The 25356-nt window shown below is 62.5% G+C and carries 27 protein-coding genes and 1 tRNA gene; 9 read left to right on the top strand and 19 right to left on the bottom strand.

Translation table 11 applies throughout. From position 1 onward, the window contains the following. Nucleotides 1-60 precede the first annotated feature (60 nt). Nucleotides 61-498, bottom strand: a complete 438-nt coding sequence (locus O7A70_RS10780) for a DUF1489 family protein (RefSeq protein ID WP_337140364.1) — start codon at nt 496-498, stop codon at nt 61-63. A gap of 76 nt (nt 499-574) precedes the next feature. Continuing rightward, a complete protein-coding gene (locus tag O7A70_RS10785; protein ID WP_337140365.1) occupies nt 575-1978 on the bottom strand; it encodes an L-serine ammonia-lyase in 1404 nt (467 codons plus the stop codon). Nucleotides 1979-2148: 170 nt separating this feature from the next. Here O7A70_RS10785 and O7A70_RS10790 point away from each other — a divergent pair, with 170 nt between their 5' ends. Continuing rightward, nucleotides 2149-2868 (top strand): DUF599 domain-containing protein, encoded by a 720-nt coding sequence (locus tag O7A70_RS10790; protein WP_337140366.1) that lies wholly within the window; start codon nt 2149-2151, stop codon nt 2866-2868. Here O7A70_RS10790 and O7A70_RS10795 read toward each other — a convergent pair. From O7A70_RS10795 to O7A70_RS10820, 6 genes are all read right to left on the bottom strand, one after another. Further along, entirely contained in the window at nt 2841-3638 is a 798-nt protein-coding gene (locus O7A70_RS10795) for a YdcF family protein (protein WP_337140367.1), read from the bottom strand. The two genes, O7A70_RS10790 and O7A70_RS10795, sit on opposite strands and share 28 nt — an antisense overlap. A gap of 107 nt (nt 3639-3745) precedes the next feature. Beyond that, the gene (locus O7A70_RS10800) at nt 3746-5311 is read right to left on the bottom strand and encodes an amidase (RefSeq protein ID WP_337140368.1); all 1566 of its coding nucleotides are present in this window, start codon (nt 5309-5311) and stop codon (nt 3746-3748) included. Next, entirely contained in the window at nt 5311-5766 is a 456-nt protein-coding gene (locus tag O7A70_RS10805) for a GNAT family N-acetyltransferase (RefSeq protein WP_337140369.1), read from the bottom strand. The genes O7A70_RS10800 and O7A70_RS10805 overlap by 1 nt, the downstream gene beginning before the upstream one ends. Before the next feature lie 7 nt (nt 5767-5773). Further along, nucleotides 5774-6061, bottom strand: a complete 288-nt coding sequence (gene gatC / locus O7A70_RS10810; RefSeq protein WP_015317757.1) for an Asp-tRNA(Asn)/Glu-tRNA(Gln) amidotransferase subunit GatC — start codon at nt 6059-6061, stop codon at nt 5774-5776. An 88-nt stretch (nt 6062-6149) separates the two neighbouring features. Beyond that, on the bottom strand, nt 6150-6536 hold the full coding sequence (locus O7A70_RS10815) for a hypothetical protein (protein ID WP_442921179.1): 387 nt from the start codon (nt 6534-6536) through the stop codon (nt 6150-6152). Nucleotides 6537-6589: 53 nt separating this feature from the next. Beyond that, a complete protein-coding gene (locus tag O7A70_RS10820) occupies nt 6590-7297 on the bottom strand; it encodes a metal-dependent hydrolase (RefSeq protein WP_337140371.1) in 708 nt (235 codons plus the stop codon). 124 nt (nt 7298-7421) lie between these two features. Between O7A70_RS10820 and ruvX the strand changes: the two genes are divergently transcribed. Beyond that, the gene (gene ruvX, locus O7A70_RS10825; protein WP_337140372.1) at nt 7422-7928 is read left to right on the top strand and encodes a Holliday junction resolvase RuvX; all 507 of its coding nucleotides are present in this window, start codon (nt 7422-7424) and stop codon (nt 7926-7928) included. Here ruvX and O7A70_RS10830 read toward each other — a convergent pair. The 3 genes from O7A70_RS10830 to O7A70_RS10840 form a co-directional block, all read right to left on the bottom strand. Then, nucleotides 7846-8187 (bottom strand): DUF6105 family protein, encoded by a 342-nt coding sequence (locus O7A70_RS10830; protein ID WP_027142588.1) that lies wholly within the window; start codon nt 8185-8187, stop codon nt 7846-7848. The genes ruvX and O7A70_RS10830 overlap by 83 nt on opposite strands. After that, nucleotides 8187-8735 carry a hypothetical protein gene (locus O7A70_RS10835; protein WP_337140373.1) on the bottom strand — a complete coding sequence of 183 codons (549 nt, stop codon included), beginning with the start codon at nt 8733-8735 and terminating at the stop codon, nt 8187-8189. Before O7A70_RS10835 ends, O7A70_RS10830 begins: the two co-directional genes overlap by 1 nt. A gap of 138 nt (nt 8736-8873) precedes the next feature. Continuing rightward, a complete protein-coding gene (locus O7A70_RS10840; RefSeq protein ID WP_337140374.1) occupies nt 8874-10556 on the bottom strand; it encodes a DNA alkylation response protein in 1683 nt (560 codons plus the stop codon). 117 nt (nt 10557-10673) lie between these two features. Between O7A70_RS10840 and O7A70_RS10845 the strand changes: the two genes are divergently transcribed. Genes O7A70_RS10845 through dprA form a run of 4 tightly spaced genes read left to right on the top strand, consistent with a single transcriptional unit; the run spans nt 10674 to nt 14709 of the window. Further along, entirely contained in the window at nt 10674-11654 is a 981-nt protein-coding gene (locus O7A70_RS10845) for an aspartate carbamoyltransferase catalytic subunit (protein ID WP_337140375.1), read from the top strand. Next, nucleotides 11651-12937 (top strand): dihydroorotase, encoded by a 1287-nt coding sequence (locus tag O7A70_RS10850; protein WP_337140376.1) that lies wholly within the window; start codon nt 11651-11653, stop codon nt 12935-12937. Before O7A70_RS10845 ends, O7A70_RS10850 begins: the two co-directional genes overlap by 4 nt. A gap of 54 nt (nt 12938-12991) precedes the next feature. After that, nucleotides 12992-13579, top strand: a complete 588-nt coding sequence (gene plsY, locus O7A70_RS10855) for a glycerol-3-phosphate 1-O-acyltransferase PlsY (RefSeq protein ID WP_337140377.1) — start codon at nt 12992-12994, stop codon at nt 13577-13579. Further along, the gene (dprA, locus tag O7A70_RS10860; RefSeq protein WP_337140378.1) at nt 13576-14709 is read left to right on the top strand and encodes a DNA-processing protein DprA; all 1134 of its coding nucleotides are present in this window, start codon (nt 13576-13578) and stop codon (nt 14707-14709) included. The genes plsY and dprA overlap by 4 nt, the downstream gene beginning before the upstream one ends. 6 nt (nt 14710-14715) lie before the next feature. On the opposite strand, the gene O7A70_RS10865 is transcribed toward dprA, so the two are convergent. From O7A70_RS10865 to O7A70_RS10885, 5 genes are all read right to left on the bottom strand, one after another. After that, the gene (locus O7A70_RS10865; protein WP_337140379.1) at nt 14716-14928 is read right to left on the bottom strand and encodes a hypothetical protein; all 213 of its coding nucleotides are present in this window, start codon (nt 14926-14928) and stop codon (nt 14716-14718) included. Further along, nucleotides 14928-15728, bottom strand: a complete 801-nt coding sequence (gene otsB / locus O7A70_RS10870) for a trehalose-phosphatase (RefSeq protein WP_337140381.1) — start codon at nt 15726-15728, stop codon at nt 14928-14930. Before otsB ends, O7A70_RS10865 begins: the two co-directional genes overlap by 1 nt. After that, on the bottom strand, nt 15728-17548 hold the full coding sequence (locus O7A70_RS10875; protein ID WP_337140382.1) for an alpha,alpha-trehalose-phosphate synthase (UDP-forming): 1821 nt from the start codon (nt 17546-17548) through the stop codon (nt 15728-15730). The genes otsB and O7A70_RS10875 overlap by 1 nt, the downstream gene beginning before the upstream one ends. 106 nt (nt 17549-17654) lie before the next feature. After that, the gene (locus O7A70_RS10880; RefSeq protein WP_337140562.1) at nt 17655-19817 is read right to left on the bottom strand and encodes an amylo-alpha-1,6-glucosidase; all 2163 of its coding nucleotides are present in this window, start codon (nt 19815-19817) and stop codon (nt 17655-17657) included. A gap of 43 nt (nt 19818-19860) precedes the next feature. Then, nucleotides 19861-20922 carry a glycosyltransferase family 4 protein gene (locus O7A70_RS10885; RefSeq protein WP_337140383.1) on the bottom strand — a complete coding sequence of 354 codons (1062 nt, stop codon included), beginning with the start codon at nt 20920-20922 and terminating at the stop codon, nt 19861-19863. A 217-nt stretch (nt 20923-21139) separates the two neighbouring features. On the opposite strand from O7A70_RS10885, the gene O7A70_RS10890 reads away from it, so the two are divergent. Continuing rightward, nucleotides 21140-21586 carry a hypothetical protein gene (locus O7A70_RS10890; protein WP_337140384.1) on the top strand — a complete coding sequence of 149 codons (447 nt, stop codon included), beginning with the start codon at nt 21140-21142 and terminating at the stop codon, nt 21584-21586. A 181-nt stretch (nt 21587-21767) separates the two neighbouring features. Here O7A70_RS10890 and O7A70_RS10895 read toward each other — a convergent pair whose 3' ends face one another. Next, a complete protein-coding gene (locus O7A70_RS10895) occupies nt 21768-21941 on the bottom strand; it encodes a hypothetical protein (protein ID WP_337140385.1) in 174 nt (57 codons plus the stop codon). A 194-nt stretch (nt 21942-22135) separates the two neighbouring features. Between O7A70_RS10895 and O7A70_RS10900 the strand changes: the two genes are divergently transcribed. Continuing rightward, a complete protein-coding gene (locus tag O7A70_RS10900; protein WP_337140386.1) occupies nt 22136-22588 on the top strand; it encodes a YybH family protein in 453 nt (150 codons plus the stop codon). Nucleotides 22589-22908: 320 nt separating this feature from the next. On the opposite strand, the gene O7A70_RS10905 is transcribed toward O7A70_RS10900, so the two are convergent. Beyond that, nucleotides 22909-22984 (bottom strand) — tRNA-Lys (locus tag O7A70_RS10905). Nucleotides 22985-23240: 256 nt separating this feature from the next. Between O7A70_RS10905 and O7A70_RS10910 the strand changes: the two genes are divergently transcribed. Beyond that, complete coding sequence (locus O7A70_RS10910) at nt 23241-23708, top strand: BA14K family protein (protein WP_337140387.1); 468 nt, start codon at nt 23241-23243, stop codon at nt 23706-23708. Nucleotides 23709-23779: 71 nt separating this feature from the next. Here the strand turns inward: O7A70_RS10910 and glpK are convergent, their stop codons facing one another. Next, entirely contained in the window at nt 23780-25270 is a 1491-nt protein-coding gene (glpK, locus tag O7A70_RS10915) for a glycerol kinase GlpK (protein ID WP_337140388.1), read from the bottom strand. Nucleotides 25271-25356 lie beyond the last annotated feature (86 nt).

Consider the following 25356-nt stretch of genomic DNA (forward strand, 5'->3'; position numbering starts at 1 on the left):
AGGCTTTGTCTTTATGCATGTCGTTCTCCCAAAACCGAGGTCACTTTTGGGCGACATGCATTAGAGCAAGCCGAGTTCGGCCAGCTCGCGCCTGAGTTTCGGCGGCATCTCGACCAATCCCGCCTTGCCCTTGCCGAGATCAGCCGGAGCGTCGGCTGGCTTCAGGTAACGCCAGCCCTGGAAGGCGCGGCGCGGCTGCCAGTCGGTGCGCACCACCTCGGGATCGAGCATCAAATGGCAGCGGCCGATGCCGTCATCATCGGTGAACGGCCGGATTTCCGTGATCAATTGGCGGCATTGCACGCTGCCCTTGATCACCCAATAGAGTGAGCCGCCATCGGTTACCTCGTCGCCACGTGTCGGCACCATGCGGGTGGTGTGCCAGTGTTCGGCTGGCTCACCGGCACGGCGGCGCTCGTCAAGACGGAAGGCGATCCACTCTTCGAGATCCTCGACACTGTCGCAGCCGACGCAAAGCTTTAGGAGATTGAGAGCCATTCGCTAAGGTTAGTCCGGGGCGTCGAGACGTCAACGGCCTGACGGACTTCTCCACAGTACCGGTTTGGGCCAGTCCTCAACACTCCACGACATTGACCGCCAGCCCGCCAAGGCTGGTTTCCTTGTACTTTTCGTTCATGTCGAGCCCGGTCTGGCGCATGGTCTCGATCGCGGCATCGAGCGGCACGAAATGCACGCCGTCGCCTTTGATGGCCAATGACGCGGCCGTCACCGCCTTGACGGCACCCAGCGCGTTGCGCTCGATACATGGCACCTGGACCAGCCCGCCGACCGGGTCGCAGGTCATGCCGAGATGATGTTCGAGCGCGATCTCGGCGGCATTCTCGACCTGTTCGGGCGTGCCGCCCATGACGGCGCACAGGCCGGCGGCCGCCATCGCCGAGGCTGAGCCGACCTCGCCCTGGCAGCCGACCTCGGCGCCGGAGATCGACGCATTGGACTTGATGATGCCCCCGACGGCCGCTGCCGTCAGCAGGAAGTCGCGGATGCTCGGCTGGTCGGCCTCGGGATGGAAATGCAGCCAGTAGCGCAGCACCGCGGGCAGCGTGCCGGCCGCGCCGTTGGTCGGCGCGGTGACGACACGCCCGCCGGCCGCATTTTCCTCGTTGACGGCCATCGCATAGATCGACAGCCAGTCATTGGCGAGCAGCGGGTTCGGCCGGTTCTGCTGCCACTGCTCCTGCAGCTTGTCATGCAGCTGCCTGGCGCGCCGCCGCACCTTCAGCCCACCCGGCATGATGCCGTCCTGCGACAGGCCGCGGTCGATGCAGCCCTTCATCGCGTCCCAGATGGCGTCGAGACCGGCGTCGAGCGCCTCGCGCGACATCTGCGTTTCCTCATTGGTGCGCTTCATGTCGGCGATGGAAAGGCCGCTCTTGGCCGCCATCTTCAGCATCTCGACCGCGTTCTTGAAGGGATACGGCACCTTCTTGCCCTCGGTCGTGACCGAGCCTTTTGCCTTCATCCGCTGCAGCTCTTCTTCCGAAACCACGAAGCCACCGCCGATCGAATAGTAGATGCGCTTGAGCAGCAACCGGCCGCCGGCGTCGTAGGCGTAGAACGCCATGCCGTTGGCATGACCAGTGAGCGGCGTCTTGCGGTCGAGCACCAGATCGGTGGCCGGGTCGAAATGGTAGGAAGGGTGGCCGGGCGGTGAAATCAGCTTGTCGGCGGTGATGCGGCTGATGATACCGTCGGCCTGGTCGGGGTCGACCGTTTGCGGCGTCTGGCCGGCAAGGCCCAGAATGACGGCACGATCGCTGCCATGGCCGATGCCGGTATAGGCGAGCGAGCCATGCAGGCTGGCGCCGATGCGGTCGACCTTGGCGCCGGCCGGCCGCGGCCAGTCGTCGCCCGCGACCTCGTCGAGAAACCGGCGCGCAGCCGTCATAGGCCCCATCGTGTGCGAGCTCGAGGGGCCGATGCCGATCTTGAACAGGTCGAAAACCGAAAGGAACACGCTGTCTCCTGGATCACGTCGAGGACTACATATAGGAATTCCCGAGATGTTTCCGCTCTTTTGACAATCGCGGCGCAGCACCTGCCGACCTTGTTTGCTCCGGCAGCGACATTGATTGCCCGACGCTGCATGCGGCGATCGAAGCAATGAAGATGTGATAAATTCACCCTATGGGCGATTCCTCCTATCTTTCGACGGCCGATCTCGCGGCGCTGGGCTTTTTCCTCCTCGCATGGGTGCTGCACACGCTTGCTTCCGATGGCAAGCTGGTTAGCCGCATGTCGCTGACGACTGCCATGAATGCCCAACGAGAGGCCTGGATGCGCACCATGGCCGAGCGTGAGATCCGCATCGTCGATACCGCCATCATGAGCGGCCTGCAGCAGGGGACCGCCTTCTTCGCCTCCAGTTCACTGATCGCGCTCGGCGGCTGTTTCGCCCTGCTTGGTGCGTCCGACCGGGTGCTTGAGGTGCTGAGCACCCTGCCCTTCGGCGGCGCGCCGTCGCGCGCCGCCTTTCAGATAAAGGTGCTGGGACTGGTGCTGATCCTGGCCTTTTCCTTCTTCAAATTCGGCTGGGCCTACAGGCTGTTCAATTACTGCTCGATCCTGATTGGCGCGGTGCCGATCCCACATGGCGAAGCCTCGCGCAATCCCGTCACGCAAACGGCTGTGTGGCGCGCGACGCAAATGAATATGCTGGCCGGCAAGCATTTCAATTCGGGCTTGCGCGGCGTGTTCTTCTCGATCGGCTATCTCGGCTGGTTCGTGGATCCGGTGGTGTTCGTGCTGTCGACGCTTCTGCTGCTGGCCGTCCTGATACGGCGCCAGTTCTTCTCGGCGGCGCGGCGCGCCGTGATCGGTCAGCCGCCCGGCGCCGGAAACGGCTGATCGATACGCCCGGAAAGCCAATAGGCGAAAAGTCCGATCCACTCGCGGATGGCCATGGTCGTGTTCTGTACTGAATCGGCCGCATTGTCGCGAAACAGCCCGATGCCTTCCCGACCGGAGGTGCGATAGTCGACCGGCCAGGGAACGGTTGAAAAACCGGCCTTGTCGAACAGCGCCTTGGCGCGTGGCATGTGAAAGGCTGATGTCACCAGTAGCCATGTCTCGGCCGGTTTGGGTTTGACCAGTTCGTGGCTGAAGACCGCATTCTCGTAGGTGTTGCGGGATTTGTCTTCGAGGATCAGCCGATCGGCCGGGACACCCAGCGCCTCGAGCAGGCGCGGAGCGGTGTCGGCATCACCTTCGCCGTCGAAGAACAGTGAGCCGTTTCCACCGGAGACGACCACCTTTGCCTGCGGGAAACGCCGGGCGAGGATTGCGGTCTCGACCATGCGATCGCCGCTGCTGTTCAATTCATAGCCGCCACGCGCGAGGTTGATGGCGCCCTCGAAGCCGCCGCCGAGCACGACGATGCCGTCCACCCTCTCCGGAAGCGGCGGCTTGGGAAAGCGTTCCTCCAGCGGATTGAGCATCATGGCGCCGAGCGACGTCCACGCCGACAGCGCAAGAATCAGGAACGCCAGCACGCTGCCGGTGACGGCAAGTCGCCGCCGGCCGATCGTCCCGGCGATCAGCCCCGCCAAAAGCAGGAAGATCGCCAGGTTGAGCGGCTGGACGAAGAACCAGAAGATCTTGGAAAGATAGTAGAACATCGCTCAACCCTTACGGCGTCGTTGACGCTGCAGTGCTTTGGTTTTGCGCATGATTCTCTCCGAAATCGACGCGATTTCGGAGGTCACGCGTCAGGCGAGCGATACCCTTACCACCACTTCTCCGGCTGGAATGAGCCGGCCGCCTGCTCGATGACGGCCGCGGTCTGGAACAATGTCTCTTCCTCGAACGGCCTGCCGATCAGTTGCAGGCCGAGCGGCAATCCCTTGGGATCGAGGCCGGCGGGCACGGCAATGCCCGGCAGGCCGGCCATGTTCACGGTGACCGTGAAAATGTCGTTGAGATACATCTTGACCGGATCGGCGGCCATGTCCTCGTCGGCGATGCCGAAGGCGGCGGACGGTGTAGCCGGTGTCAGGATGACATCGACGCCGGCGGCGAAGACGTTTTCGAAGTCGCGCTTGATCAGATTACGCACCTTCTGAGCCTGCAGATAGTAGGCGTCGTAGTAGCCGGCCGACAGCACATAGGTACCGATCATGATGCGGCGCTTGACCTCGCGGCCGAAGCCGGCGGCGCGGGTCTTCTCGTACATCTCGACGATGTCCTTGCCCGGCACGCGCAAGCCGTAGCGGACGCCGTCATAGCGGGCGAGGTTGGAAGAAGCCTCGGCGGGCGCGACGATGTAATAGGCAGGCAGCGCATACTTGGTGTGCGGCAGGGAGATGTCGACGATCTCGGCACCGGCATCCCTGAGCCAGGCAATACCCTTCTGCCACAGCGCCTCGATCTCCTCCGGCATGCCGTCGACGCGGTATTCCTTGGGAATGCCGACTTTCATGCCCTTGATCGGCTTGCCGATCGCAGCCTCATAGTCCGGCACCGGCCGGTCGACGGACGTCGTGTCCTTCGGATCGACCGAGGCCATCGACTTGAGCAGGATCGCGGCATCGCGCACGTCGCGGGCGATCGGCCCGGCCTGGTCGAGCGACGAGGCAAAGGCGACGATGCCCCAGCGCGAGCAGCGGCCATAGGTCGGCTTGATGCCGACCGTGCCGGTGAAGGCGGCCGGCTGGCGGATCGAACCGCCGGTGTCGGTCGCTGTCGCACCGGCGCACAGGAAGGCCGATACAGCGGTCGCCGAACCGCCGGAAGAGCCGCCCGGCACCAGTTGCGCATTGTCGAGGCTGCGCTGGGTCTTCGTGCCACCGGCCGAAACGAAGCCGCCATCGCCCTGATGTGTCGTCGGCATCACCACCGTATCGAGGCGCGAACGCCGCCACGGGTTGATGACCGGGCCGTAGTAGGAGGTCTCGTTGGACGACCCCATGGCGAATTCGTCCATGTTGAGCTTGCCCAGCATGACCGCGCCGTCGGCCCACAGATTGGATGTGACAGTCGATTCATAACGCGGCCTGAAGCCGTCGAGCACGTGGCTGCAAGCCTGGGTGTGGACGCCTTCGGTGCCAAACAGGTCCTTGATCCCGAGCGGAATGCCTTCCAGCGCACCGCCCTCGCCCTTGAGCAGCCTGGCGTCCGACGTCTTGGCCATGTCGCGCGCCCTGTCGCCGGTCACCGCGACATAGGCATTGAGCGTCGGATTGGCGCGATCGATCGCCAAGAGATAGGCCTCGGTGATCTCGGTCGCGGTAATCTCCTTGGCGCGCAGCTTGGCGCGGGCCTGTGAAATCGTCAGATGGGTCAGGTCGCTCATCAAAGGCTCTTTTCGTAAAACACCGACCATTCGGAATCGGGATAATCCAGCACCGGGCCGCAACGCGAAAAGCCGGCACGTTCGTAGACGGTCCAGGCGGCGGGATGGCGATCGCCGGTCTCCAGCACCAGCCGCTTGAGGTCTTCATCGCGCGCCAAGGCTTCAACGCGTTCCACAATCCTGGCACCGATCCGCTGACCACGATGCGACGGCCTGATATACATGCGCGTGACCTCGCCAATGGAGCCGCCATGGCGCTTCAGCGCTCCACAACCAATGGCGGTGCCGTTGTCGCGGACGATGAACACGGTCGTGTCATGGCCCGCCATCTGCTCGACCGTCAGATGGTAGCAATGCTCCGGCGGCGTCAATTCGAGCAAGGTTTCGTTGAGTTGCCTGACCAGGTCGCGCACGTCATCCTGCAGCGGCGTCTCGATGGCGATCTCGATTGCCATCGGCGCCTTACTCCACGACCTTCGGCACGAGGAAGAAATTCTCGTCGGTCGCCGGTGCATTGGCGACGATGTCGGCCGCCTTGTTGCCGTCGGTGACGACATCACCGCGCTTCTTCATCTCCATCGGCGTTACCGAGGTCATTGGTTCGACGCCGGAAACATCGACCTCGTTCAACTGCTCGACGAAGCCCAGTATGGCGTTCAACTCGCCGGTCATGCGCTCGGCATCTTCCTCGCTCACTGCGATGCGGGCGAGATGCGCGACGCGCTTCACTGTCTTGACATCAACGGACATGTATTCGCCTCGGGAAAAACCAGTCCGCGCTATAGCGGCGCGGCGCGCGGCGCGCAACATGCGCCGGCCGACAATCGGGCAAACAGCTTCATGGCAGGGCAACGCCCTCGCACAGATAATAGCTGCCGCTGTTACCGCTCGCCTCGCTTTCATCGTCGATGGGCCGGACCGAGACGAGATCGAGCTGCGTCGGGCTGATCCGCGTTACCGACAGGACATCGGGAAAGACATAGCCCGGTTCCTGGCAGATCGCCGTCACCGCCCAGCTCGGCGAGCGCGTCGCCTTGCTGACCTGCACGAACTCGCAATTGTATTCCACGCCTTGCAGGCCATTCTTCGAAAGCACGATGTTGCCGGCATCGACAAGCGTCTGCAGCATGTCCTTTTTGGCCTGCGCGCAAAGTTCCTCGGACTGGAGATAGACGCCTTCGATGAAATCATCCGCGGCGAGCGCGGGCGACGCCGCGACAAACATCGACACGCAAAGAGATCGCCCCAACACCATGGATTTGTCCGCTTTGGTTGTTTCTAGATCGTAATCGTTTCCCCGATCCTCGGCAATGCGACCTTGACGCCGGATCCTTCCATGCCGGCTTCGAACTTCTCAGGCGTCGGATCGATCATCGGAAACGTGCCGAAATGGCAAGGGACAACCGTGTCGAACTTGAAGAAGCGGCGGCAGGCAAGGGCTGCCACCGCGCCACCCATGGTGAAGCGGTCTCCGATCGGAACAATGCCGATCTTCGGCTCGTGCAGCTCGTTGATCAGCGCCATGTCGGAAAAGATGTCGGTATCGCCCATGTGGTAGAGCGTCTTGTCTTCCGGGAAATGCAGAACCAGCCCACCCGGATTGCCGAGATAGACGTTCTTGCCGCCCTCTTCGCCAAACGAGGAAGAGTGCAGCGCCTGGACGAAGGTGGTGGTGAAGCCGCCGCAATCGACCGTGCCGCCGATATTGCCGGGATTGATCTTCTTGTCGCTGACGCCCTTGCCGACCAGGTACATGCAGATCTCGAAATTGGCGACCAGTTGGGCGCCGCTCTTGCCGAGCACTTCCAGCGCGCCGCTGATGTGGTCGCTATGCCCGTGTGTCAAAAGAACATGCGTGATCCCTTCGGCCGGCCCTTCCCAATCGCCCGTCCAGGATGGGTTGCCGATCAGATAGGGGTCGATCAGGATTTTCGCGGCACCAGTTTCGATGCGGAAGGCCGAGTGGCCGTACCAGGTCAGTTTCATGAATGCATTTCCTCGATTTTTGCCGAGCCAGACGATAGAACGCCGATAGCCCAGATATCAAAGGGTATAGTGTCCGCCGCGCATCCGAAAAGACGCGTGGCGCCGAAAAGACGAGGAAAAACCGTTGGCTGTCATCACGATTGAGCAATTGCCGGCACGGCTCGCCCATGGCAAGACCCTGGCGGGGCTCGATCTCGGCGACAAGACGATCGGCGTCGCTGTTTCCGACCGGGGTTTCTCCTTCGCTCATCCCCGCCCGGTCATCCTCAGAAAGAAATTCTCACTCGATGCCGCCGTCCTTCTGGCGTTGCTGGAGAAGGAGAATGTCGGTGCGGTGGCGATCGGACTGCCGATCAACATGGACGGGTCGGAAGGCCCACGCGCACAGAAATCGCGCGCCTTCGTGCGCAACATGGCGCAGCTGAGTGACCTGCCCTTCGTGTTCTGGGATGAGCGGTTGTCGACGGTCGCCGCCAAACGGACGCTGATCGAAATGGACTTCTCGCGCGCCAAACGCGCCGGCAAGATCGATTCGGCGGCAGCCGCCTTTATTCTGCAGGGAGTTTTGGACCGGCTTCAGTCGCTCGATGCAGCCGATCGAAGGGAACCTGAACCACCGACCTCTGCCTGATCCAGCCGATGATCTCACTGCGGCGGCGAAACGCCCACAGCGCCATAAGCAGAAAACCGTCGAAGATGCAGGTCTTGGCCACCATACCGGGGATGATCGCTGGATCGATACCGAGTATCTGACCATAGAGCTGGAAGAAGAAGTCGTGCATCTGCCGGCTGAGCATGACGTAGCCGAAATTCATGTCGTTGGCCGACAGATAGAACCAGCCCCAGAACAGCGCCATCGGGCCCGCCCACAACGCGAAGATGTAGCGCATCAGCGACCTCCCTTGCCGTTCGAGCCGGTCCGGCCCGATATCAGGGAGAGCAGCGAATTATGCGCCGCGGCCTTCGCCATGCTGTGCGCCGTGGCGTGGAATTCGTCCTCATCCGACGCAGCTACCGAACGCCGTTCGGCGAGCATGGCGACATAGGAAGCCAGAAGTGCGGCCAGTTGCACGGCCACCACCATGAACAGACCGTTGATGCCTTGCGCCGCGCCGCCGATCAGGATCATCGACATCACGCCGGAAGCGGAAATAAAGGCGATGCGAATTACGCTGTCGGCGCCCGGGCTGGACGCGTCGTTGATCAGCGTATCGACAAAGGCCCAGAAGAACAGCACCGCCACGACCAGCAACGCGGTCGCCAGCGGAGCGACCACGACGATATTCTCCAGATTGATCAATCGGGCGCTCTCGACGGCCACCCCGAGTACCCCAAGAGCCGCCGCCACACCTCGATTTCCATCGATACAGATCAGCGCGAGCAGGCCGAAAACGATCGCCCAGTGCACCGACAGAAAGGAGGTCAATACGTGTCGCATCGTGATTCCTGCTTCGACAGGAATGACAGTGGGCTTTGCGGTCCGCCGCCGCAATGGAAACCATTTGTTAAGGTTAACGGCGACGGCCGGGCCGGTGAAGAGTCCGGCAACAGCCTCGAATGATGAATGGCATCGCCGTCAATTCACCGGCGGATAGAGCGTATCGATGATCATGCGCGCGTCGTGGCGCGAATCAAGCATACCGTAGGTATTGCGCCATTGGCCCGCGAGCCGCGTCTCGACGAAAGCGTCGGCGATCCGCCCTGCCCCCAGCCGGCGCAACTCGGCCGCCGCCGCCGACAGCGCAAGCTGCTCCGTCAGCAGCCGGGCCGAGCCCTGGTCGGTCGAAGCGACCTGCATGGCCGCCTTCAGAACACCGATCGTGCCGCGCCCGCCGGCGCCGAGATCGCGGTCGATGCCGCCCAGCACCTCGTCGAAAAGGCCCGGGGCGCGGCCAAGCACGCGCAGCACATCGAGCGCCATGACATTGCCCGATCCTTCCCAGATCGCGTTGACAGGTGCTTCGCGGTAATAGCGGGCGAGCGGAGCTTCCTCGACATAGCCATTGCCGCCAAGGCACTCCATCGCCTCATAAAGCAGCGGCGGTGCGATCTTGCAGACCCAGTATTTGACGACCGGTGTCATGGCGCGGGCGAACGCCGCCTCGCCGCGATCGCTCGCCGCCTCGTCGAAGGAACGCGCCAACCGGAACGAGAGCGCGGTCGCCGCGGCGACATCGAGCGCCATGTCGGCCAGCACGCGCTGCATAAGCGGTTGCTCGATCAGGTTGGTCCCAAACACCTGGCGATGACGAGCATGATGGATCGCTTCGGCCAGCCCCGCCCGCATGATCGCCGAAGACGCCACCGCGCAGTCGAGCCGGGTCAGCGTCACCATGTCCATGATCGTCTTGACGCCGGCGCCGGGCTCGCCGACCATCTCGCCGATGGCGTTGACGAACTCGACCTCGGAAGACGCGTTGGAGCGGTTGCCGAGCTTGTCCTTCAGCCGCTGGAAACGAAAGCCATTGCCCGACCCGTCGCCGAGCACGCGCGGCACCAGGAAGCACGACAGCCCCTCCGGCGCCTGCGCCAGCACCAGGAAGGCATCCGACATCGGCGCCGACATGAACCATTTGTGTCCCGTCAGGCGGTAGAACCCACTTCCGACGCGTTCCGCCCTGGTCACATTGGCCCGCACGTCCGTGCCGCCCTGTTTCTCGGTCATGCCCATGCCGAGCGTCAGCCCGGTCTTCTCGACCGGCGGCTTTTGGCTCTGGTCGTATTTGCGTGTCGTTACGCGCGGCGCCCATTCGCGAAACAGTTTTGGACTGGCCATCAGCGCCGCCAGCGAGGCGCTGGTCATGGTGATGGGGCAAAGGTGTCCGGTCTCGAGCTCGGCGGTCAGGTAGAAACGGGCGGCCCGCACCTGGTGGCGGCGGCCAATCTCGGCGTCGCCATTTTCCCAGACTGAAGAGTGCAGGCCGTTGGCCACCGAACGGCGCATCAAGGCGTGGTAGGCGGGATGGAATTCGACCAGGTCGATGCGCCGTCCCTGGCGATCGTGGGTCCTGAGTTTCGGTGTCTCGACATTGGCGAGGCGCGCCAGTTCCTGGGCTTCTTGCGTGAGCACGAAACGGCCAATCCCATCGAGATCCTTGCGCACCGGATCCGAAAAGCGTTCGGCAAGCTGGATCAGCAACGGATCGCCTCGCCAGGCGTTGCCGCCCGTCAGCGGCGGCGGCTGGTTCGTCACGTCGTCGGTCACGCCCAATCCTTCTAGAAAGGCCCTGTCGTCGGAAAGCCTCGAATCCGAGGCCATCGGCTAGATATAGCCCAAGCGTTGCCGCGCGCGCGACGAAAATACCGGGGAGAACGGCGTCAATCCAAAGCGGGTGCTTGCGGGCGCGAAATCCGCACCCTATAGCAGCCCCTTGAGATGACCGACGCTTCGTCCCTGCCATTCTATCCTCACCGCCATCTTCTGGGCATCAGCGATCTTTCGCCCGCCGATATCGAGTTGTTGCTCGACAGGGCGGATCGGGCGGTCGCGATCTCTCGGCAGTCCGAGAAAAAGACATCGACGCTGCGCGGCCGCACCCAGATCAACCTCTTCTACGAAGCCTCGACCCGCACGCAGTCGTCCTTCGAATTGGCCGGAAAACGGCTCGGCGCCGACGTCATGAACATGTCGGTGGCGAGCTCTTCCGTGAAGAAGGGCGAAACGCTCATCGACACCGCGATGACACTGAACGCCATGCGGCCCGATATATTGATCATCCGTCATCAGTCGGCGGGCGCGGCGGCCCTTCTGGCGCAGAAGGTCGGCTGCTCGGTGGTCAATGCCGGTGATGGCGCGCATGAACACCCGACACAGGCGCTGCTCGACGCGCTCACCATCCGCCGCGCCAAGGGTCCGCTGTCGAAGCTGATCGTGGCGATCTGCGGCGACATCCTGCATTCGCGCGTGGCGCGCTCCAACATCATGCTGCTCAACGCACTCGGCGCACAGGTCCGCGTGGTGGCGCCCTCGACGCTGTTGCCCTCGGGCATCGACAGGATGGGCGTCATCGTCTGCCGCTCGATGGCGGAAGGCCTCAAGGACGCGGATGTGGTGATGATGTTGCGCTTGCAGCGCGAGCGCATGGAGGGCGCCTTCGTGCCGTCGGTGCGCGAATATTTCCGCTATTTCGGCCTGGATGCCGAGAAGCTGAAAGCGGCCAAGGACGACGCGCTTGTCATGCATCCCGGCCCCATGAACCGAGGTGTCGAGATCGCCTCCGAAATCGCCGACGGCCCGCAAAGCGTCATCCAGGAGCAGGTGGAAATGGGTGTCGCCGTGCGCATGGCGGTGATGGAAGCCCTGCTCGATCCCCGTCGTAATCAAGAGGGCCGCAATCATGGGGGCCGCGGCGCATGAGCATCACGGTCTTTGAACGTGCCCGCATCGTCGACCCTTCGCGCGGCATCGACGAAGTCGGCTCGGTCATAGTCGATGGCAAGAAAATCGTTGCCGCTGGCAAGGCTGCGCTGAACCAGGGCGTCCCCGACGGCGCCACGGCGATCGACTGCGCCGGCAAGGCGATCATGCCAGGTTTGATCGATGGCCGCGTCTTCATCGGAGAGCCGGGCGGCGAGCATCGCGAAACCATCGCTTCGGCGAGTGTCGCCGCGGCCGCGGGCGGGGTGACGTCGATCGTCATGATGCCCGATACCGACCCGGTGATCGACAATGTGGCGCTGGTCGAATTCGTGCTGCGCACCGCCAAGGATACGGCCGTCGTCAACATCTTTCCGGCCGCCGCCATCACCAAGGGCCTCCACGGGCGCGAGATGACGGAGTTCGGCCTGCTGCGCGAGGCGGGTGCGGTCGCCTTCACCGATGGGCGGCATACCATATCGAGCGCGCTGGTGATGCGCCGCGCGCTGACCTACGCGCGCGATTTCGGCGCCACCATCGTCCATGAAACGCAGGATGCCGACCTTGGGTCATCGGGCGTCATGAATGAAGGCCTGTACGCCAGTTGGCTTGGCCTTTCCGGCATTCCGCGTGAGGCCGAATCCATCCCGCTCGAGCGTGACCTTGCGCTGGCGCGGCTGACGCGCGGTTCGTACCATGCGGCAAAGATATCGACGGCAATGGCGGCAAGCGCCGTGGCGCGGGCGAAAGCTGACGGCGCGGCCGTGACATCGGGCGTATCGATCCACAATCTGTCGCTCAATGAAAACGACGTCGGCGAGTACCGCACCTTCTTCCGCCTGACGCCGCCGCTGCGCGCCGAGGAAGACCGGCTGGCTGTGATCGAGGCGGTGAAGGACGGAACGATCGATGTCATCGTCTCTTCGCATGATCCGCAGGATGTCGACACCAAGCGGCTGCCCTTCGCCGATGCAGCAGCCGGTGCCATCGGCCTCGAAACCCTGCTTGGGGCGGCCTTGCGGCTCTACCACAATGGCGACGTGCCTTTGCTCAGGCTGATCGAAACCTTGTCCACCGCGCCGGCGAGGCTGTTTGGATTGCCCGGCGGCACACTGAAGCCGGGCGCGGTAGCCGATCTCGCGCTCGTCGATCTGGATGAACCCTGGATCGTCAGTGAAAGCGGCATCCGCTCGCGCTCGAAAAACACATGCTTCGAAGGCGCACGACTGCAAGGCAAGGTCTTGCAAACGCTGGTGGCGGGCCGCACAGTATTTCCTGCCTGAGCCGGCGGTAACCATGCCACATCGAGCATGGTTGTGGAAAATGCGGGGGAAACAATGACTTACGGCCTGATCCTGGCGTTGGTGTTCGGTTATCTGCTGGGCTCAATTCCGTTTGGCCTGCTGCTCACCCGCGCGGCCGGCCTTGGTGACGTACGCAAGATCGGCTCCGGCAATATCGGCGCCACCAATGTGCTGCGCACCGGCAACAAGGGGCTTGCCGCCGCGACCTTGCTGCTCGACGCGCTGAAAGGCACGTCCGCCGTGCTGATAGCAGGCCATTTCGCGCCTGAGACGGCGGTCTGGGCTGGCTTTGGCGCCTTCCTGGGCCACCTGTTCCCGGCATGGCTGGGGTTCAAAGGGGGCAAGGGCGTCGCGACCTATCTCGGTGTGCTGGTCGGCCTTGCCTGGCAGGTGGCGCTGATCTTCGCCATTGTCTGGCTGGTGATGGCTTTTCTGTTCCGCTTCTCCTCGCTGGCAGCGCTGGCTGCGGCCGTCGTCGTTCCGGTCGCCCTGTATTTCATGAGCACACCGCGGATTGCAGCGCTGTTCGTGGTGATGAGCATCATTGTCTTCATCAAACACCGGGAAAACATTTCGCGGCTGATTGCCGGCACCGAAGGCAAGATCGGAGCCAAGGGGTGAGCGAACCGGCCGCCGGGCCGCGTCTCACCGATCGCCAGCGGCTAAGCTGGCTGCGGCTGATCCGCACCCAGAATGTCGGCCCGGCCTCCTTTCGCGACCTGATCAACCGCTTCGGTTCGGCCGAGGTCGCGTTGGAAATGCTGCCGGAACTGATGATTTCCGGTGGCGCCAACCGGATCGTGCGCATCCCTTCCGTTGCCGAAACCGAGGCCGAGATGGAGGCCGCGCGGCGGATCGGTGCACGCTTTGTCGGCATCGGCGAGGCAGACTATCCGCCGCTGCTGCGCAGCATGGACAATCCGCCGCCGTTGCTGGCGGTCAAGGGTAACGCCGCGGTGTTCCGGTTGCCGGGGGTCGCGATTGTCGGCGCCCGCAACGCGTCGCTTGCCGGCATCAAGATGGCGCGCATGCTGGCAGCCGATCTCGCAAGAGAGGGCTACGGCATCATCTCCGGCCTGGCGCGCGGCATCGACACGGCGGCGCATCAGGGCAGTCTCTTGACCGGTACGGTCGGAGTGCTCGCCGGTGGCCTCGACCTGCCCTACCCGCCCGAAAATGCCGGCCTGTGCGATGACATTGCCGAGCGCGGCGCCATCATCTCGGAAATGCCGTTCGGCTGGCAACCGCGTGCCCAGGATTTCCCGCGCCGCAACCGCCTTGTCGCAGGGGCTGCCCTTGGACTGGTGGTGGTCGAGGCAGCGCAGCGCTCAGGCTCGCTGATCAGCGCCAGGCTTGCCGGCGAGATGGGCCGACTGGTCTTTGCCGTGCCCGGCTCTCCGCTCGATCCGCGCGCCGCCGGTACCAACGGCCTGCTCAAGGACGGCGCCACGCTGGTCACCGAAGCTTCGGACATCTCCAGGGCGATCCTTCCGCTGACCGGCATGCGTGCGCCTGAGGTGCCGCCGTTTGAAGACCCGCCCGATTTTTCGGCAACACCGCCACCGGGCGAGAGCGACCGCGCCAAGGTGATCGAGGCACTGGGACCGACACCGGTGCCGGTCGACGAAATCATCCGCCACACCGGCCTGCACCCGGCCCAGGTCTTCATGGTGCTGCTGGAACTCGACCTCGCCGGCCGCCTCGAGCGCCACGCGGGTGGCAATGTTTCGCTGGTTTTCGGGGAAGGCTGACCGCCGTCAGTGACGGTTGGTCTTTTTATCCCCGGTCTCGGCGTAATCCTGCGTGTTGGTGTCAAAGAGATCTTTTTGGACAAACTGGCGCCAGACCTCGTCCGCGTCCTGCGGGCGCGACGGATCGAAACCCGGCTCGCTCTCGTGCTCGTTCGGGAGCGACCGCCGGCGTAGCCAAGCAGGCATGATCTCCAGGATGAGACTGGTGAATTGGGTCATCACCGACTCCCTCGATTCGAGGGATGGACCAGACCGGTCGATCCATCCAAGTTGCGCTGGCTCACCGCACCCAGCCAAGCCAAAGCCTCGCCAACGCCGGCAAGCACATGGCGCGCCGCTGTCGGTCCGCTCGGTTTGATGCGGATCGAAATGCCGTCCATCTCATTCACGGCCTCGAAACCATTCTCGTCGGATGTGTCGTCGCCCAGAAACACCGGCCGCCTCCCCTCGAAAGCCGGCAGATCCAAAAAGCGCCTGATTGCCGCTCCCTTCGCCGCCTCCAACGGCATCAATTCAACGCCGGCATTGCCAGCCAGCACCCGATACCCCACGGGCAACCTGTCCAGCGCCTGCTCGACCAGTTGCGTCGCGCGCTGCAACAATTGCGGTGCCGCGCGTGTGTGGATTGCGAGGATCGGACCCTTGCGCTCGATATAGACGTCCGCACTGCCCAGCTCCGCTTCGATTTCCTCGGCAAGCGCCGCAATGTCGGCCGGCTCTCCCGCCGCCTCGACCGGACCATCACGCGTGAGCCTGTGTTCAAGGCCGTAAAGCCCGGCGGCGCGCAATCTGAGGGGCTGGAAAAGATGATCGACCGCGGCGATCGACCGTCCCGTGATGAACGCCAGAGCTCCGTCCAATTGCAATTCGAGCCCCGCCAACAGCGTCCGCAACTCATCGCCGACAACCACCGCATCTGGATGCGCGGCATGTTCGAGAAGCGTGCCATCGATATCGAGGAAAAGACACCACGCATCCTGCGGGACGTTGGGTTCGGTCAAGTTTGATAATGTCGACATCACAGCGCTGCCACGCGCTTGCGGTCGAGCAGCGATATCACATTGCCAGTAGAACCGGGGCCAGAAGAACCGGGGCCACGAGAACCGGGGCCAGGAGAACCGGGGGCGCCGTTGACGGCACGATCGACCGCATCGCGCTTGCGCAGGCGCGCCGCATCGAACAGCATGCTGCCAGCCCATCGATAGACATTGTTTTCGCGTACGACCTCGCGCATGCGTCGCATGCGCTGACTTTGCTCTTCCGGTGACATGGTCAAGGCTTGCAGCAGGGCGTCGCCCATCATCGCCGCGTCATAGGGATTGACGATCAACGCCTCCAGCAGCTCCTTCGACGCGCCGGCAAACATGCTGAGCAGCAGCACGCCCTGTTCATCCTCGCGCGCCGCGACAAACTCCTTTGCAACCAGGTTCATGCCGTCGTGAAGGCTGGTGACCATGCAGACGTCGGCGGCCCGGTAAATCTCGTAGACCTGTGTTTGCGAGTGATGTTCGGTCACCAGCACCACCGGGGCATAGCCTTCACGACCATGGCGCTGGTTGATATCCTCGGCATGGCGCAGACATTCCTCGTACAATTGTTGATAGGCAGGCAAGGTGCCGCGGCTTGGCGCGGCGACCTGCAGGAACGCCACCTTGCCGACCCATTCCGGATGCAGTGTGAGCAGCTCATCGAGCGCGTTGAGGCGGTCCAGGATGCCTTTGGTATAGTCGAGGCGTTCGACGCCCACGCACAGCCTGACGTGTTCGGCAAAGCCGAATTTATCGCGGATAAGCCGGCGACATTCTGCAACGGCGGGCAGTTTGCTCAGACGCGGCGGCTCCCATTCGATTGAAATCGGATAGGCGTGAACCAGGCTGATCTGACCGCCATAGGAGATGGCGGAATCCTCACGCTCGATCCTGCTCTCCAGGAAGCGGTCGACACTATCGATGAAGTTGTTGCAATGGAACTGGGTGTGAAAGCCGACGATTGAACTGCCCAGCAATCCTTCGAGAATTTTCTCGCGCCATGGGCAGATGCTGAACACCTCTGAATTCGGCCACGGAATGTGCCAGAAGGTGATGATGATCGCTTCCGGCAGGCGCTCCCGGATCATCCGCGGCAACAGCGCGAAATGGTAGTCCTGGACCAGCACGATGGGCCGCTCGTTACGTGCCTCCGCGACGACGGTATCGGCGAATTTACGGTTGACCGCCTCATAGGCCTCCCAGTCGGAGGCGCGGAATATCGGCCGGGTGAAGGCTATGTGGCACAGCGGCCAGAGCCCTTCATTGGCAAAGCCCAGGTAATAGCCTTGCAGTTCTTCCTCGCTCAGCCAGACGCGGCGCAACGTATAGGACGGATTTTCAGGCGGCACCTCGACGCGGTCATTTTCGTCGACGACAAGCGGATCGGCCGAACCGCCACCATAGGCGATCCATGTGCCGGCGCAGGCGCGCGTAATCGGCTCCAGCGCGGAGACCAGCCCGCTGGCGGGCACGACCAGTTGGATTTCGTCGCCGCTGCGGTTGTGGATGTAGGGTTCGCGGTTTGAAACCACGATCACCTGCGCATCGGGAAGTTCCTTCGCCAAAATGTGACGCAACGTTTCCGGCGACCACTGGACGAGAGCGGCGGTCGCGGATTGCCCGTTCTTCTCGAATTCCGGCAACGGACCGCGAATGGGTTCTGCTTCAGACCTGGCGAGCTTCGCGCTTCTGGCCCGATTTCCTCGCGATATTGCCACCGCAAGCGCGACGCATGAGATACCGACAATTGCGAGAATGAAGAGCCACATTGCAGCCGAAGGGACGACCAGATACCAACTGTTGTCGGGCATTTCGAATTGACTACCTTTCAATGGGACGCGGCAAATCCACCGACAGGATCTCCGGCATCCACGACGTGGTGATCCAACGCTCCGCACTCATGATGGTTCCGATTTTTCAACTCCTGACCACCAGAGGCACCAGTCCCTCGTGCGCATCCGCAAGGAAGGCGCCGACACGATCTCCCACGCGCTGGAACGTCAGATCCACCGCCACATGTCCGACCGAGAGATGGCGAATGACGAGATTGTCGATACCGATCGGCAAGCGCGGCTGGGTCACGTGAATTTCGTTCGTCCGACCGTCAATCTGAAGGCCCAGGCAGGCCTGCATGAGCATGAAGGCGGAGCCTGCGGACCAGGCCTGCGGCAGGCAAGCCACCGGATAGGCAATCGGCGCTTCGCCGGCCGCGCGCGTGAATCCGCAGAACAGTTCGGGCAGCCGCATGTTGAAATGAACCGCGGATTCGAAGGTCCCACTCATCAACCGCACCACGTTGTCGCGGATGCCGTAGCGCGCCAGTCCGGCGGCGCAGATCGCGGTGTCGTGCGGCCAAATGGAGCCGTTGTGATAGGACATCGGGTTGAAGAAGATAGCGTCGTCCGCCAGCGTTCTCAGCCCCCAGCCGGAGTGGAACGAAGCCGATAGCAGTTGGTCGGCGACAATGCGTGCGCGATCCGGATTGGGAAGGCCGACATAGAGCAGGTGGCCTGCATTGGACGTGCGCACCTTGCAGGGTTGGCCATCGCCATCGATCGCCAGCGCATAATAGCCAAGGTCTTCGATCCAGAAATGGCGTTCGACGTGTTGGCGAATCGCATCGGCGCGTAGTTCCCAATTTTCCGACCGCTCCTCTTCGCCGCGCAGCCGTGCGAGCTTTGCCAATCCCTGGAACGCCGCAAAGACGTAACCCTGGACCTCGACCAGCGCGATCGGTCCTTTCGGAATGCGGCCATCGGCATGGAAGACGGAATCGAAACTGTCCTTCCATCCCTGGTTGGCAAGACCGGATTCCGCGGCGCGCTGGTAGGTAAGGAACCCGGTCGAACGGCTCGCCGTCTCGATCCACTCGGCGGCGGCGCACAGCGATGGCCACAGGCTATCGATGAATTCCGTGTCTCCCGTGCGGTCCGCATAGGCACAGGCGAGATGGATATAGAGCGGCGTCGTGTCGACGCCGCCATAATAGCGGCCGAACGGCAACTCACTCAGCGCCACCATCTCGCCCTTGCGGGTCTCATGCATGATCTTGCCGGGCTCGGAATCGCTGAAGGGTGAGGTCTCGGTCGCCTGGTGCTGGGCGAGAAACGCAAGAACGCCACGGGCGAGGCCGGGATTTAGCCAAAGCATCTGCAGAGCGGAAATCACGCCGTCCCGGCCGAAGGCGGTGGAGAACCACGGAATGCCGGCATAGGGGTAAGGCCCGGTCGCCAGTTCCGTCGTCAGCAACGCCACATCGGCGCGGGCGCGCTCCATCCAGTCATTGAAGACGCGGCCCGAACTGTGGAGCGTCGCCCCATGCCGGCGCTTGGCGCGCATGCCGAAACGGGCGCGGGCGGCGGCGGCCCGGAACCGATCGCTTTGCGGGCGGGCGTCTGTCTTGCTCCCCACCTCCACGTAAAGCGTCTGGCGGCTGCGCTTGGTGACGGCAATGAAGAAATCCGCCCGCTCGGAGGTCAGTTGATCGGGCGGCTGTGAAAACGAGATCGCCGATGTCCGCTCCACTTCGTCCAGACCTTCGTAGCGAAGCACGACCGAACTCTGGTCGATCTCTGCGGTATGCGCGGTGCCGCGCTTGGAACGGGTCGAGCCCCGGACTTCGAACATGTCGCGAAAATCGACGCCAAAGCGCAGCGACACCAGGACCGTCGAATGCTCCCGGCTATAATTGGAGAGCGTGATGCGTTCATACAGCCTTTCCTCCCACAGAAGCCTGACCCGCTCGATATGGATCGCGCCCTGCGGAATCTGACGGCCCGCGGCGCTCTCGATCGGCAGATTGGTCAGGTTGCTGGTGAACAGGACGTTGTCCTGACTAAGCGATGCGCCAAGCAACGACAGCGACCGCCCGCCAACGGTCAGGCGAAATTCGGAGAGCATGCGCGTGTCGTCACGGAAGAAGCCGTCGCCAGCGCCGCGTATGTCGCCATAGGCATCGGCGACGGCAAAGCAATCGCTATGCTTGAGGGCGTAAAGCCGATGCGGTTCCCTGGGAGCGGTGTCGTCCAGGGAAGCCAGTGCTATTGCAGGGTCGAGCTTGCGCTCGTCGAGTTGGGTAATGGTCAAGAAGATTGTCCCGTGCTGATTTCTGGACGGGTGAAGGTTACGAGGCTCTGCTCTGCTCGTGGCGGTCGCTCAGCCGCGAATAGGCCGCGACATAATCCCGGGCCATTCTGACGGCGGAAAACCGCTTTTCGAAGGCCGTTCTTATTCGTCGCCTGTCGAGTTGCAGGAGAGCCGGCATCGAGGCGACGGCATCTTCGATGCTTTCGACGACAAAGCCGGTGGCGCCATGATCGATGATCTCGGGCATGGCGCCGCAACTCCAGGCCATGACCGGGGTTCCGCAGGCCATGGCCTCGATCACCGCAAGCCCGAAGGGTTCGGGCCAATCGATGGGAAACAGCAAAGCGGCCGCATTGCCCAGAAACCTGCTCTTCTGATCCTCGCCGATCTCGCCGACATACTCGACCTGGTCGCCATCGATCAGCGGCTGCACGACTTCCTCGAAATAAGCGCGGTCGCCATCGCCGACCTTGGCGGCGAGCTTCAGTTTCAGGCCGGTGCGGCGGGCGATCTCGATCGCCCGGTCCGGCCGCTTGTCACGCGACATTCTGCCGAGAAATGCAAGATAGGTCCCATCGGAGCCTGCCTCGAAATCGGGCTCGTAAAGGTCGAGCGGCAGCCCGTGATGGATTGTAGCCAGCCAATTCGCGGATGCGAACCGCGCCCGCTGGCTGCGGGATATGGAAATCATGGGAAACCGAGGAAACCGGTCGTAGGCTTGCGCGAGGTCCGCGTAATCCAGCCTGCCATGCGGGGTCGTCACCGTGCGTTGCGGCATATCGCGGAAAAACGGAAAATGCAGGAAATGGCTGAGATGGAAATGAACGACGTCAAACTCGTCGGCCCGGTTCCTCACCTCGTCGAGCATCGACAGATGCGCGGCGATCTCGGACTTCAGCGGGCGGGGATCGAGACGAAGCGCCCTTTCGCGGCATGGCACCAGTTTGGCGGAGGTCTTTGTGTCGCCGCTGGCGAACAATGTCACCTCGTGGCCGAGATCGACGAGAGCTTCGGTAAGGTATGAGATGATACGCTCGGTACCCCCGTAGAGCCTTGGTGGCACCGATTCGTAAAGTGGTGCGACATGCGCAATCTTCATGTCCCGGCGTCCCTCAATGAGCTGGTCATAGAGCCAAAATGCATCAGGGCCGGGATCGTTCCTGATTCTTTGGAAGATGCATGGAATGATTGATCCCTCCCCTGTGTGACTCGACCAGCCGCCCTATTTCCTGTCGGTAATGCCGACCTTGCGCTTACGGCAGCCGAAGGAGGTCCAGATGCAGGAACCCAGGGATATCGCAGCCCGGCGTCTGAGCATGATCGTCGAACAATATGTCGAGGCCAGAAAACGGCACTTTGGCTTTGTGTCGACGGACCAGGCCGCCCGGGTGATCCGCAGAACCCTGAAACCCGATCCTTTGGAGCCAGCGGTCTCCGATCGCCACCTCGACGACATGGTCGCCGCCCTCGCCGTGAAGAACGGCCTGGCGGTCATCTTCGACCGGGGCGTGCGGGGACCGGCCGACGGCGCCGAGGCCGACTTGAACAGAAAGGAACCGATCATGCGAGCACCGACGGAGACTCCCGATGTCGCCGGCGCGGTGGACGCTATCCTGAGCGATCGCACCGTCCAGCTTTCGATGAGCGCGGTGATCTCGTTGCTGCGCGAACGTACCGGCACCAAGCGATCCGACGCGGATCTGGAAGGATTGATTGCCAAGAAAGCCGCCGTTTTGGAGGTGCATCTGTCACCAGGCGTCTGAGCGGTTGTTGCGCCCCGCACGGATTCACGGGCAAACCAAAAGTGCTGGCATGTCATTCGACAATGGTGAGCGCGATGGGATTCGAACCAATGACCTACTGATTAAAAGTTCGTGATAAATTAAAAGATTTCAAAGCCTTACAAAATCGCCACCGCTTTTTCCGCACGATCCTTGCGGACTGCTACCGCTCCGTGCGCGTCGATCGCGGCTGCAATGTGGTCAGCACCTGATCGAGCCGTCGGTTGATTTCGCGGGCGCCCTCGCGGCCTTCCTCGCGCAGTTCCTTGACGTTCGTTTCCATGCGCGTCATGTGGCCGTCGTGGTCGACGACGCGGCGCACATATTCGTCGCGCACGCGGTTGATGCGCTCGTGCGGCGCGTCACCTTTGCGGGCTCCTGTAGCCGGCGGCGCCCGTCGCGACCACGGAGGTACTGGCGCGGCGGGTTCGCTCGCTCCTTAGTGCCGATTTTGGTCGCCTAGTTTAGAGATTTCTAATATAAATCCCTTCTCGCGTGCCAAGTTCACACGCAGCAAAGAGGGAGGAAGAAATGAAGTTCAAACATTGTCTTCTGATCGTAGCTATCGGGGCGCTGTGCCTAGGACCAGCCAATGCCCAGTCGGCCAAAGACGCCATTGAAGCCAGCAATGCCGAGTTCATGAAATCCCTTAACAGCAAGGATGCCGCGGGTGTGGCATCGCACTACGCTGAGGATGCGAGAGTATTGCCGCCGAATGGGATGCGAGCCGACGGGCGGGAGAACATTCGCAAATTTTGGCAGGGCATAATCGATTATGGCGTTTCCGACCTCAAACTTACAACTGTTGAGGTGGTAGAGAGCGGAGATTTCGCGTTTGAGCAAGGCGCCTTTACATACAAGATGCCCGGCAAAGACTCCAAGACCGTGGACGGCGCCGGCAAGTCTATAGTGGTCTGGAAGAAGGCGCAGGACGGCAACTGGCTGCTCTATCGCGATATCTGGAACGACGATCCTGCAAAATAGGCATTGCTCCGAACTCTGGGTGTACCCCGCCCGCCCGTCGCCGAGCACCGATGTACTGCCGGCGGCGGGAAACCTATAACCCCATGTAGATTGCTGGACGAACATTAGCGGCGCCTAATTCTTTTTGGATCCTGTCACTGGTTGTCCGGTGCGACGCGCCAACCGCGACGTGTCGCGAATTCTGCGCATGGCGGCATAGAACAGTCGGAGAACGGCCGTGTGGATAAATCTATCCGCACGGCCCGCTTTATCCGCACAGGTTGCGGCTCTGTTCCAGAGGCCGAATTGCCAAGTTGTTGATGTTTTTTCACGTGAAATTGTGGTGAGCGCGATGGGATTCGAACCCATGACCTACTGATTAAAAGTCAGTTGCTCTACCGGCTGAGCTACGCGCTCCCGCGGGCTCGAAAAGGCCGCCCTCGAAATTGCGCGGAACATAGGGAGAGTGCCGCGACCGGTCAACCGGAAAAGATGGGGTCCAAACCCGCTCCTTGCCCTTAAATCGTTGGCCCCTGCTTGTTCCCCGGGTTCTGGCGAGCAGCCGGGCAGTTTCGATCTCAGTCCGGCGGCGGGCGCCAGCATGGGGAACAAATCCGACGCGCTATCGTTTTTTGCCAATGGGACGACCGACAAACGCTTGAGGAGAATACCAATGAACAGAATCGCAACGGGCCTGCTTGCCGCCACCCTGTCGGCCACATTTGTCGCGGCGGAGGTGGTGCCGGTCAACGCCCAGCCGGCCTACGTGCCATTATCCCAGGCGGCAACGCCGGATGTGCAGACAGTGCAATACCGGGAGTGGAGGAGAAACCGCTCCTTCGACCGCAATTTCTCACGCAATCGCAGCTTTAGCCGCAACGGTGACATGTATTGGAATGGTCATCGCGGCTATCGTGAATATCGCCGCGGCTATCGCCGTCACGGCGACTACTGGTTCCCGCTCGCGGCCTTCGCGACTGGCGCCTTGATCACCGGCGCGATCGTCAACCAGAACAACCGCGTCTATGAAGGCAATGCCCATGTGCAGTGGTGCTACGATCATTATCGGAGCTACCGCGCCTCCGACAACACCTTCCAGCCGAACAACGGTCCTCGTCGGGAGTGCCGTTCGCCTTACTGATGCGTGGGTAAGTATGAGTGACCTGCAAATGTGAGTGAAAGGCCTGCGGCAGAAACGGCGCGGGCCTTCCCTTATGCGCTCAGTGTCCTGCGCACGGCATCACGCCAGCCTGCTAGTTTCGCGGCACGACTGGAAGCGTCCATCTCCGGTTGAAAGCGTCGCTCAAGTGCCCAACTTTTCGCAAACTCCCTCGCTGCGGGCCACACGCCCGCCTTCGAGCCGGCGAGCCAGGCGGCCCCCAGCGCGGTCGTCTCGAGAATGGTCGGCCGATCGACCGGTGCATCGAGAATGTCGGCCAGGCGCTGCATGGTCCAGTCCGAAGCCACCATGCCGCCATCGACCCTGAGCACGGTCTTTGCCTTGGCGCCCTTCCAATCCTTGTGCATGGCATCGAGCAGGTCGCGGGTCTGGTAGGCAACGGATTCCAAAGCCGCTCGGGCGAACTCGGCCGGACCGGAATTTCGGGTTAGCCCGAAGATGGCGCCCCGCGCTCCGGCATCCCAATGCGGCGCGCCGAGCCCGACAAAGGCCGGTACCAGATAGACGTTCTGCGTCGGATCGGCCTCCGCCGCGAGCTTGCCGCTCTGCTCGGCCTTGCCGATCACCTTGATGCCGTCGCGCAGCCACTGCACGGCAGCTCCAGCGATGAAGATCGAGCCTTCCAGCGCATAAGTGGTCTTGCCGTTCAACCGGTAGGCGATGGTCGTCAAGAGGCGGTTCTTGGAGCGCACCAGATCGCTGCCGGTGTTGAGCAGCGCAAAACAGCCTGTGCCGTAGGTGGATTTCATCATGCCCGGCTCGAAACAGGCCTGGCCGATGGTCGCTGCATGCTGGTCACCGGCAACGCCGAGGATTCTTATCCCGGCGCCAAACAGGTTTTTCTCTGTGATTCCATAATCATTGGCGCAATCCTTGACCTCCGGCAGCATCGCGGCCGGGATGCGCAGGATGGAAAGCAGTTCGTCGTCCCAGGCATTCTTCTCGATATTATAGACCAGCGTGCGCGAGGCGTTGGTGGCGTCGGTGGCGTGCACCTTGCCGCCGGTCAGCCGCCAGATCAAAAAACTGTCGATGGTACCGGCCAGCAATTCGCCCTTCTCCGCGCGTTTTCTCGCGCCCTTCACCTTGTCCAGCATCCAGGCGATCTTGGTGCCCGAGAAATAGGGGTCGAGCAGAAGCCCTGTCTTGCGTGTAAATTTCTTCTCCAGCCCCTGCTTCTTCAGCTTCTGGCACAGCGGCGCGGTGCGCCGGTCCTGCCACACGATGGCGTTGTGGATCGGCTTACTCGTCGCCTTGTCCCAGATGACGACGGTCTCGCGCTGATTGGTGATGCCGATCGCCGCCACATCGGAAGCCTCGCGGCCAGCGGCCTTCAGTGCAGCCTTCACGGTGGTTATGACGCTCGCCCAGATCTCTTCGGGATCGTGCTCGACCCAGCCGGAGGCCGGATAGTGCTGGGCGAATTCCTTCTGCCCGCTGCCCACGACCTTCATCTGACCGTCGAACAGGATCGCCCGGGTCGATGTCGTCCCCTGGTCGATTGCCAGCACAAAACCGCTCATTCCCACATCCTCCGCCTTGATACGAACAGGGGAGACGGCAATGTGCCGCCTCCCCAATTTTCACACGGGCGCGAACGCCCGCCTGG

The sequence above is a fragment of the Mesorhizobium sp. Cs1299R1N1 genome, assembly GCF_037179655.1.
Classification (GTDB): Bacteria; Pseudomonadota; Alphaproteobacteria; order Rhizobiales; family Rhizobiaceae; genus Mesorhizobium; species Mesorhizobium salmacidum.